At 44.8% G+C, this 8349-nt stretch carries 7 protein-coding genes; 6 read left to right on the top strand and 1 reads right to left on the bottom strand.

Going from position 1 to position 8349, the window contains the following annotated elements; all coding sequences use genetic code 11:
• Window positions 1-143 precede the first annotated feature (143 nt).
• Together QUB70_RS30305 and psbM are read left to right on the top strand one after the other, a co-directional pair.
• Window positions 144-440, top strand: a complete 297-nt coding sequence (locus QUB70_RS30305) for a 2Fe-2S iron-sulfur cluster-binding protein (RefSeq protein ID WP_332985422.1) — start codon at window positions 144-146, stop codon at window positions 438-440.
• Window positions 441-872: 432 nt separating this feature from the next.
• On the top strand, window positions 873-986 hold the full coding sequence (psbM, locus tag QUB70_RS30300; protein WP_332985421.1) for a photosystem II reaction center protein PsbM: 114 nt from the start codon (window positions 873-875) through the stop codon (window positions 984-986).
• Between the two features lie 228 nt (window positions 987-1214).
• Here psbM and QUB70_RS30295 read toward each other — a convergent pair whose 3' ends face one another.
• Window positions 1215-2066, bottom strand: a complete 852-nt coding sequence (locus tag QUB70_RS30295; RefSeq protein WP_332985419.1) for a universal stress protein — start codon at window positions 2064-2066, stop codon at window positions 1215-1217.
• Between the two features lie 141 nt (window positions 2067-2207).
• Here QUB70_RS30295 and QUB70_RS30290 point away from each other — a divergent pair, with 141 nt between their 5' ends.
• The 4 genes from QUB70_RS30290 to QUB70_RS30275 all read left to right on the top strand — a co-directional run bounded on the left by QUB70_RS30290 (window position 2208) and on the right by QUB70_RS30275 (window position 8243).
• The gene (locus tag QUB70_RS30290) at window positions 2208-2708 is read left to right on the top strand and encodes an acyl-CoA thioesterase (RefSeq protein ID WP_332985418.1); all 501 of its coding nucleotides are present in this window, start codon (window positions 2208-2210) and stop codon (window positions 2706-2708) included.
• Between the two features lie 268 nt (window positions 2709-2976).
• A complete protein-coding gene (locus QUB70_RS30285) occupies window positions 2977-4059 on the top strand; it encodes a DMT family transporter (protein WP_332985417.1) in 1083 nt (360 codons plus the stop codon).
• The gene (locus QUB70_RS30280) at window positions 4060-5235 is read left to right on the top strand and encodes a D-alanine--D-alanine ligase family protein (RefSeq protein ID WP_332985415.1); all 1176 of its coding nucleotides are present in this window, start codon (window positions 4060-4062) and stop codon (window positions 5233-5235) included.
• A 308-nt stretch (window positions 5236-5543) separates the two neighbouring features.
• On the top strand, window positions 5544-8243 hold the full coding sequence (locus QUB70_RS30275; protein ID WP_332985413.1) for a right-handed parallel beta-helix repeat-containing protein: 2700 nt from the start codon (window positions 5544-5546) through the stop codon (window positions 8241-8243).
• The last annotated feature ends 106 nt before the right edge of the window (window positions 8244-8349 follow it).

Below are 8349 nucleotides of genomic sequence, written 5' to 3'. Positions count from 1 at the left end.
TGGGAACCTGAGTAATCAGGATATTAAGGTTGCAAAATCTTAAGAATCTCAGTCGCTGTCTTCGCTGAGAGTGTCAATTAATTCACCATCCTTAGTTAATATTTTGCAATAGAGTTCTATGTCAACGCCCTAGGGAATCAGTAATGGCCAATATCAAGTTTGTGAAGGAAGATCGGGAAGTCATCGCAGCAGACGGAGCCAATTTGAGGCTCAAAGCTCTAGAAAACCGTATCGACTTGTACACATTTTCGGGAAAGATGATGAATTGCGGGGGCATCGGTCAATGCGGCACCTGCATTGTGGAAATTGTCGAGGGAAGTGAAAATCTGTCGCCCCGCACTGACTTTGAGAACCGCAAGCTCAAGAAAAAGCCCGAAAATTATCGGTTGGCTTGTCAAGCTACGGTCAACGGCCCGGTGAGTGTGAAGACTAAGCCGTGACTCTCAGAAGGTATTCGGCAGAAGGCTAGAGATGCTCTCTTATGCAAAAGGAAAGAAAAATTCAGAATGCAATAATTTTGTTTTTTTTCCTATTTCACTGTATAATTACGCCTCTTGCCGACCTAGGAAAAGAAAGTTGGTTTCTCTGATATCTTGCACCATTGTCAATAATCCTTTTATGAACAGGCAAGATGCCTGTTCCACAAGAAAATTTATCTCTTGTGGAACGGGCCCCAGAGCCCGTTTTTGAGAATGGTGCAAAATTTGAGTTTCTACGACCAATAAGAGGTTGGGCTGCGTGGATGCCTCGCAGAAACCTGGTTTCTACGCCCGTCCGCAAGTCCTCCTTCTGTCTTTGAGTTTGCCTTTTGCCTTTGAGTGATATCCTAGTTGTGTGTGTTTTCCTATTTTCCGATAGAGGCGGGCGTCTTCATGGAAGTTAACGAATTAGGGTTTGTGGCAACCATTCTGTTTGTATTGGTTCCCAGCGTTTTTCTAATCATTTTGTACATTCAAACCGCTAGCCGTCAAGGCAGAAAAGATTAGCAACTGCTGCTATTTCTGTCTGGCGCAAGCTGGTTGCAAAAAAAAGCGCCAACAGCTTTTTGCTGAGGCGCTTTTTTTTGTTGCGTTACGTGCTGAGTGTTGGCTGCTAAGCTGTTCTGCATTTAAATTGGCTGTCAAAAAACAATCAAACTCTTGTGGGGTGGGCTTCTAGCCCGCCCCGAATATGCAATTTAAATGCGCGACAGCTTAACTGTTAACGTTGAGAGTTTAGCCGATCGTCCGCGCTAGCAATACGGGACAGTTGGCATAAACTCGCACGTAGTCTGATAGGGAATTTCCCAGGAGTCGATCGAGATCCACAAAGTTTTTGGCAACGTTGGGCCGCCGATCCGGAGAACCGATTACCAACAAGTCGGCATTCGTGTCGTCTGCAATCCGACAAATTGCTTCCCCTGGCTTGCCTGTGGCACTCACGCAGCGGTAGCTAATTCCCATTTGTTTGGCTAGTGCTACTGCGGGGGCTAATACGGGGTCTTTTTCAGCATTGGCTGTTAAATCTTCGGTGGATTTTCCAGTCAAATCTTTGGTGACGTGTACTAAAATTATCTGTCCGCCGCTGACTTCTTTGACAAAAGATAGGGCTAGTTCTAAGGATTGTTTGGCGGATTCGGATTTATCTAGCGCTACCATGACGCGCTTGATTCTTTTGACGTAGATGTCGTCTTTTACTAACAGCATCGGTCGGGATGTTAGCTGGAAAACGTACTGGCTGACTGAGTTTTCCAAAATCGATTGCAGCCGTCCGAGTCCCCTGGAACCCATAATCACTAAGTCGGATTGTTCTTCTTCTGCGACTTGGCAAACTGTGGTTTTCGGGTCTCCCTGTTTGAGCCGGGGATTGACTTTGCTGGGATCTATTTTTAAAGACTGGACTGCTTGTGCTAAAATCTTGCCTCCTTCTTCCAACTTGGCGGCCATGCCATCGGATGTTACTTGGGGCGGCACGACGTGCAAGACGGTGACAGAGGTTTGTTGCAAGGAAGGGATGTCCATCAACATATTAAACATCTCTTCGCACAAGCCGCGACCGGCGACGGCTACTAAAATTTTTTCTATCATGGTTTTGGGCGTAAAAACAGTTGAGTTTACTTGTGCGACGTTAAACTAGGGCGTTGGTACTCTAGTTTCTTACTGTCAAGCATAAGCCTGAAGTTTGCTTTATCATTTGTAGAAATGTAGCGTTTTGGAACAATTTGTAAAGTGTTAGAGAACGATCGAACTCAACCAAAACTGACCGAGGCTGGCGCCATTCAAAACCGGGCTGGGATGGACTCTGAGGGCTGGTTTGAATATTTGGTGCGAGTCTACCCCCACCATACAGACTACAGCGGTGCGGTCTGGCACGGGACTTATCTGGTTTGGATGGAGGAAGCGCGGGTGGAAAGTTTGCGCTCTCTGGGGATTGAGTATGCTGATTGGGTGGCGCAGGGTTTGGAATTGCCCGTGGTGGAACTTTCGCTGCGCTACCACCGGGCTGTACAAATGGGTCAATCTGTGGCAGTTAGAACGCGGATGACTGCTGGTGATGGTGTGCGGCTGGTTTGGGATTACGAAATTCGATCGCCCGATGCTCAAGAGTTATATGTGACAGCACAGGTGACTTTGGTTGGAGTCGATCGGGAAAAGGGCAAGATTATCCGCCAATTGCCGCCGGCGCTGAAGGAGGCTTTGACAAGGCTTTCTGTTAAACCTTCAACCTAAGCTGCTGTTATAGCAGTTGACAGTTGACAGTTGACAGTTGACAGTTTTTAGACGGGGATCAAACCGTTGATGCTACAAGGGTCAGGGATCTATTCACGAGCTTATTTCTGTCCTTACCGATGTGGCGGTTGCTATAACTCTAAAAAATAGTTGGTACATCCCTAGTAAGTAGAGTGCGTGACTTTTGAGTCACTCCCTTCGCCGCCCAAATTTTCTTTCGTCACGCACTCTACACAACTGCCTTCAGCCTTCATTGGAACTTTTAATAATGTCAAAAAACCTGGGATTGCCCGAGCAAAATGTTGAAATACAGCGCAATTTTTTGGAAAATAATGAGTTAAACTCTGCCTTGACAACTGAAGAGAAAACTATTGTTGCGGGAAACCCGGACAGTTTAAAAAACGGTGAATTAGCTGACAGTCAAGGTAAAATTTGGGCGATCGTATCGCTGTCGGCGGCGCTGCTAGCGGTGTCGCTGGCTGCGATTTTTATTAGGTTGAGCGAACGGGAAATCGGCCCGAATGCTACTGTTTTCAACCGTTTGTGGATAGCAACTGCGGTATTTGGACTGTGGAATGGTGCGGGTGCTGTGCGCCGCCGAATGTCTGGGGATGAAGTTGAAGAGCGATCGAGCTACACTCTGCGCGATTTGATGCTGTTAACAGCGGTAGGCGTCGTTTCTTCTGCTTCTTTGGGTTTCTGGGCTTGGTCGCTGACTCAGACTAATGTCGCTAATTCTACTGTACTGCGAAATTTAACTCCTTTATTTACTACTTTGGGGGGATGGCTGCTGTTGGGGCGGCGTTTTGACAGCAGGTTTTTGCTGGGACTGGCAGTAGCTTTGTCCGGCGCAATTGCGATCGGAATGGACGATTTGCAAGCTGCGAGAGAAAACTTTTCCGGCGACATTGCTGCTCTTTTATCGGCGATGTTTTATGCAGGAAATCTGCTAATTGCAGAACATTTGCGAACCAAGTTTCCGGCGACAACAATATTGATGTGGCGCTGTTTTATTGGCAGTATATTGATTTTACCGCTCGTGCTGCTTGCGGGCGATCGAGTTTTCCCGTATTCTTGGCAGGGATGGCTGGCTGTAATTGCTTTGGCCGTGATTTGCCAAGCTTTCGGTCAGGGACTTCTCATCCACAGTCTCGGTCGTTTGTCATCAGGCTTTGTAGCTCTTTTCCTGCTGCTCGAACCCGCGATCGCCGCTATTATTGCCTGGGTGCTGTTTTCGGAAAGTTTGAGCTTGTTTAATTGGTTGGCTTTCTCCGTGGTTTTGGCGGGAATATATTTGGCAAAATCTAGCAGTTCGGCCGATAAAAAATTAAACCCAAAGGAAAAAAAATAAATGGTTGCAACATCAATTGGCATGAATTCATGGCATTACGAGTTTAGTTTGCTGCCTCAATATTTAGAGGTGCTATTTGCTAAATTGCGGATTGCTGTGGTGTTCGGCGGCGACTGCGATCGCGCCGGATCTGTGATTTACAAAACTCACAATCCCCGCTCTTGGAAAAGTTACGAAGTCGTCGCCCGGGAGATTGCTAAAGCATTAGCAGAAATTGGCTTCAAGCACGTCTTTGTCCTGCCTGACGACATGAACTTGCCCGAACAACTCAAACAAAAAAACATCCATTTAGTGTGGCTGAATACTGGCGGAGTCCAGGGCTACAATCCTGTTTGTCACACTCCCGCTTTGTTGGAAATGTTGGGAATGCCTTATGTCGGTCACAATCCTTTAAACAGTTCAACTTTAGATAACAAACACGCTTTTAAACGGGAACTGCAATCCGTCGGAATAAAAACCGCTCCTTTTATGACTTGGCATCCTTCTCAAGGGATTTTGCAGCCTAATTTGCACGAGCGTTTTGCCATTGCTTTCGGCGAGTATCAAGGGCCTTTTGTTGTCAAACCAGTATCCGGCCGCGCTTCGCTGCACGTTCATTTTGTAGATAAAATTGATGGTTTGTCTCAGGCGGTTTCGGAAGTTCACCGAGCAACTCACAATACTGCTTTAATTGAAAAGTATTTGCCGGGACGAGAATTTTGTGTAGCGGTTTGCGGCTATGTTACTTATGGTAACGCTGGTTTTAATAAAAATCCGAAACCCTTTGCTTTTTCGACGATCGAACGAGTTCTGGAGTCGGAGGAGCGCATCTTTACTTCAATGGATAAAAAGGCGATTACAGCCGATAGAGGACGGTTGATGGGCGCTGAGGAACCCGAACTCAAACAAAAGTTAATTGAGTTAGCTAGGAAAATTTATTGGGAGTTTAGTTTGAACAGTTTGGTGCGGATTGATGTCCGAAGTGATGCTGATGGCTCGCTTTATGTTTTGGAAGCAAATCCCAAACCGGATCTGAAACATCCAGGGGAAAATGTGACGAGTTTGGTGGCTTTAGGTTTGGCGGAATACGGGATGAGTTATAACGATTTAATTTTTAGTTTACTGGCGGATAGGTTGGATTATTTGCTGACTCAGCATATCGAGATTATTCCTCATATTGTGGATTTGCTTCGCTAATTGGACTTGCACAGAACATCTGAATGTAGGGTGCACAGAGCGCACCTTACCTATTAGATTTTTGTAAACAAATATAAATTGTCGAGCCAAGTGAACGCAGGCGCGCAACTTGTGATAGCTTTGAGTAACATAGCGATTTCTGGAGATCCTTTTTTTTGGGACAAGTATCAAGGTATAGCTTTTCTCAAAAAGATGAGGTATGACTGACAGCTTATATAACCACTAAACTAAGAGGGCTGAAGCCCAACTACATACCTCATCTTTCTGAAAACCGCTATAACTCAATTTATATTAATTAGATAAAACAAATGGAAGCATTACTTTTATTCATAGGATTTGGAGGCGGGGCATTAGTTTGCTGGTTAATTTTGAATAAGCGAAACTCTCGCAATTTGGTGCGGATGCAGGGTTCGCATGAGGCAATATCAAAATTGGCGTCGCAGTTGGATGCCAGAAATTCGGAATTGCGGCAAAAGGTTCAGAGTGAAAATAAGCTAATTTCTGAACTGTCCCAGTTGCAAAGTCGGTTGGAAAATGTGACTGACGAGCAAGCTTTTTTAAATAATCAAGTGTCGGAATTGGAAGAAATATTGGCAGGAATTGCCCAGGAGCGATCGCAAGTTAATTCTCTGATTGCTGATTTGCAGTTTCAGCTAGAAAATGCTCAACAAGCTGAGTCGCAGTTAGCGAAAGTGGCAGAACTTCAATCTCAGTTGGAAGTTGCGGATCGGGAGCGATCGCAACTTAACGCTCAAATACTGGAAATGCAAGCAGAGTTAGAGACATTTGATGCAGAACGTTCTCAATTTCACGATCGGCTGTCTGAATTTGAAACTCAGTTGGAAACTGTCAGCCAAAGCAGATTGCAGGTACAGTACCAGTTGTCGGAAATTCAAATTATGTTCGATCGCTCGATAATTGAGCGGGAGCAACTTCAGTCTCAACTGTCGGGTTTGCAAGCTCAACTGGAATTAGTCGAAAAAGAGCGATCGCAATTTACCGATCGATTGTCGGAGTCCCAAACTCAAATTGAAAATGCCAATGCAGAACGAGAACTGCTCAACTCTCAATTGCAAACCGCTCGCGAACAACTAGAGCAACCTCAACCTGAATTATTAGAACTGGAAAGACAGTTAGAAGCTGCTAATCGGGATAAAATACAGTTAAACTCTCAATTAAACTCTCAATTTTCGGATCTGCAAAGTCAATCAGAAATGGTGGTTCGAGAGCGAGAACAACTGCTGTCTCAGTTGTCTGAATTGCAGGCTCAGATAAATCGCAGCGAGGGAGATAGAGCGCAGATTCAGTCTCAGTTATCGGAACTGCAAGCTCAATTAGCAACTGGTAGCACAGAACGATCGCAGCTTTACGATCGACTCTCGGAATTCCCAGCTCAAATCGAAACAGCTAATCAAACTCAAACTCAACTTCAATATCAAGTATCCGAATTAGAAAATCAGTTAGAAAGCGTGCGTCAAAGTCGCTCTGAATTGGAATCTCAGCTAGAAACTGCTAACACAGAACGATCGCACCTTTACTCTCAAGTGTCAGAACTTCAAAGTCAAACCGAGACAGCAACTCAAAATCAAGCTCAACTTCAATCTCAAGTATCCGAATTAGAAAATCAGCTAGAAACTGTGCGTCAAAGTCACTCTGAATTGGAATTTCAGCTCACTTCTCAGCTTTCGGAATTCCAAACTAAAACCGAGACAGCAAATCAAACTCAAACTCAACTTCAATATCAAGTATCCGAATTAGAAAATCAGCTAGAAACTGTGCGTCAAAGTCACTCTGAATTGGAATTTCAGCTCACTTATCAACTCTCGGAATTCCAAACTCTAACCGAGACAGCAAATCAAAATCAAAATCAACTTCAATCTCAAGTATCCGAATTAGAAAATCAGTTAGAAAGTGTGCGTCAAAGTCGCTCTGAATTGGAATCTCAGCTCATTTCTCAGCTTTCGGAATTCCAAACTAAAACCGAGACAGCAAACCAGAATCAAAATCAACTTCAATCTCAAATATCCGAATTAGAAAATCAGTTAGAAAGTGTGCGTCAAAGTCGCTCTGAATTGGAATCTCAGCTAGAAACTGCTAACACAGAACGATCGCACCTTTATGCTCAACTCTCGGAAATTCAATGTCAAGTCGAGGCAGCAAACCAGAATCAAACTCAACTGCAATCTCAAGTATCCGAGTTAGAACATCAGCTAGAAACAGTTTTTCAAGAACGCTTGCAGCTAACATCGCAACTTGTCGAAACGGGCGATCGACAATCTGAACATTTTGACTCGCAATCAGGGCAAATTGAAGCATCTACTTCAGATACCAAAGTTTTGAATAGTAAAAAATTTGTTGTTTCTCAGCAGGGTCAAGGCGATTATACTACTATTAGCGAAGCGGTGAAAAATGCAGCACCGGGCACCCGTATTTACGTGCATCCAGGCGTTTATCGCGAAAGTCTCATTATCGACAAAGCGGTAGAAATTATCGGCAGCGGAGAGGTCGATCGCATTGTTGTTGAAAGTATCAACTCAAACTGCATTAAAATGGCAACTGACAGTGCTTTAGTGCGGGGTTTAACGCTGATCGCAACTGGAAAATATTACGCTGTAGATATTCGCAAAGGCGAGTTAATCGTAGAAGACAGCGATATCACTTCTGCGGACTATTCGGTTATAGGAATTTGCGGCCCTGATGCAAATTCAACCCTCCGCCGCAGTCAAATTCATGATGGGGTATGGAACGGAATTTTTCTATCGGATAATGGGAAAGCAACGGTGGAAGATTGCAGTATTTTTGACAACGGCTGTTTGGGAATAGGTGTCGGATTGGGAGGAAAATTGATCGTGCGCCGGTGTCGGATTAAGGGTAATCAAGGTGAGGCGATCGCCGTTTACAGAGATGGCATCGCCACCGTGGAAGATTGCGATTTAACCGGCAATGCTGGGGGTGCTTGGCGCATTGCAGATAACGGATACTTGAACGGCAAAGGCAATCTAGAATAGAAGAAGTCATTAGTCATTAGTCATTAGTCATTAGACCTCTTGCAAAAATAACTAGGACGGGCTCTGGGGCCCATCCCACAAAATTTTTTTTCTTGTGGAATGGGCC

The sequence above is a fragment of the Microcoleus sp. A003_D6 genome (assembly GCF_036702825.1).
Taxonomy (GTDB): Bacteria; Cyanobacteriota; Cyanobacteriia; order Cyanobacteriales; family Microcoleaceae; genus Microcoleus.
The sequence above is the reverse complement of the archived record's forward strand: the minus strand, read 5'-3'. Positions and strand labels throughout refer to the sequence as shown.